The sequence below is a fragment of the Flavicella sediminum genome (assembly GCF_006381105.1).
Classification (GTDB): Bacteria; Bacteroidota; Bacteroidia; order Flavobacteriales; family Flavobacteriaceae; genus Flavicella; species Flavicella sediminum.
This window is the reverse complement of the sequence record NZ_VDET01000057.1, coordinates 1-1,866: the sequence shown is the minus strand read 5'-3', so window position 1 is coordinate 1,866 and position 1,866 is coordinate 1. Positions and strand designations below refer to the sequence as shown.

Sequence of the window (1,866 nt, the reverse complement as noted above, 5' to 3'; positions counted from 1 at the left end):
TTAATGAAAAAGTTAACAGCGTAACTAATTAACGAAATTTAAAAGATTACTGTTGTTTTATAGGGGTCAAAACACTCACTTTGGAAATATCGAAATAGAGAAATTTTAGAAATAAAAGAATCATTAGATAGTTTGTATGGTGTGTCTGAAGAAATTGCAAATAATTTATTTTTAGGTTTTGATATTAAAATAACCGAAAGTAAAGAAGAATTTAAATCAAACATCAAAAACATCTCATTTGAAAATGAAATTATATTAAAAGAAATTTTAGTTAAAATCACAAAAAATAAAAACGAGAATTTTGTAAATTTAAAACTTCAAAATAATTCTGCAAAAAAAGAGAATATAGAAATGTTAAACTTATTTCTTGTTTCTAGATTATACTCTTTAATAGCTTTTCATCCATTCACTTCAAGTTACATATTACCTGTTGAGAGAAACTCGATATATACGTTTAGTAAAGAGTTATCTATTCAAAAGCAAGAGTTTTTAGAACGTGCACAAGAACTAGGTTCTAAAAAAAGTAAAGATCCTTTTCATTGGTTTTTAAAAAAATCCACAAGGTACCCAATGCCTATTAGAGATGGCCTAGAAATAGCTGAAGATTTAAGTAACTATAGTAAAACTAAAAGTGAGTTTTATGAATTTGCTCTTGAAATAGAAAATGAACTACTTCAAGGAGAAGTTATTCTTACCAAAGATGGTGATGTACAATTCAAATCAAATAAAGCTAAATCAAAAAAAATTCCTATTCATTTAACAGCATCAATAGTAAAGACATTATCAAGTTTAATATTTTATTTGAAATATATAGCCACAAAAAATGAATTAATAATTATTGACGAGCCAGAGTTAAATCTCCACCCTAATAATCAGGTATTATTAACAAAGTTTTTTGCTAAACTAATTAATAAAGGATTCAGAATATTAATTAGCACTCATAGTGACTACATTGTCCGTGAAATTAACAATTTAATCATGTCTTCTTCTGATAAAGAAGGTGTTAATATAATTGCCGAAAACTTAGGATATTCAAAAGAATATAATTTACCTTATACAGAGGTAAATGCTTATTTATTTAATTATAAAAACATAAAATCTAGAAATGTTACAGTAGAACCAATTAATGTATCTGAGACAGGTTTCGATGTAAATACTATTGATACAACTGTTGACAAGCTTAATGAAGTTTCTGAAGATTTATTTTATTCAATTAAATACTCTTCAAAAAATGAGTAATATTGACTTATTTACTAATGTTTTGAACTCCGATTTTGTATCTAAAGAAAATACATTAGAAGAACCTAAAGAAAATATGAAAATTCCTTTAGATAATTCAGGATGTAATTCTATAGTATTTAAATTTGACACTCAATTAGGGAAAGAATTTAAAGGGGGGATTTTTCCTTTTTTAAATAGAGGAGAAACAGGTGTTTGTAAAGTATGTGATTATATCATCTTCGCTGAGCAAAATGGAAAAACATTCGCTATAGTTATTGAATTAAAATTAGGTAAGGACGGAACTCAAAAGCAATTAAATTCAGGTATATGTATCTCTACTTTCATAAAAGATACTGTAAATAGAGTATATAATAAAAAAATAAAATTAATTCAACGTAAAGTATCAATACACGAATTTAAACGAAAAAACAGAACCAAGTTAAAAGAAATTGAATACAATGAAAATAACACTCATATTTTCACACAAAACACATTTAGAGTTCAAGAATTTCTAAAATAACGCAAGCCAACACCGCATAAAGTTAATGTGGGTTTTTATGGTTTGCCCAAAGTTTTGGTTTATTTACTGTGTCACTTATACTTATTTAATTATTTTTAGGTCGACAAAGATAAAAACACAAAATA

Annotated in this window: 2 protein-coding genes; both read left to right on the top strand. The window is 25.7% G+C overall.

The genetic code is table 11. The annotated features are described in order from the left end of the window. The first annotated feature begins 141 nt into the window (after positions 1–141). Entirely contained in the window at positions 142–1,239 is a 1,098-nt protein-coding gene (locus tag FGM02_RS17850; RefSeq protein WP_166461224.1) for an AAA family ATPase, read from the top strand. Continuing rightward, positions 1,232–1,741: a hypothetical protein gene (locus tag FGM02_RS17845; RefSeq protein ID WP_139959984.1), complete on the top strand. Its 510-nt coding sequence runs from the start codon at positions 1,232–1,234 to the stop codon at positions 1,739–1,741. The genes FGM02_RS17850 and FGM02_RS17845 overlap by 8 nt, the downstream gene beginning before the upstream one ends. The last annotated feature ends 125 nt before the right edge of the window (positions 1,742–1,866 follow it).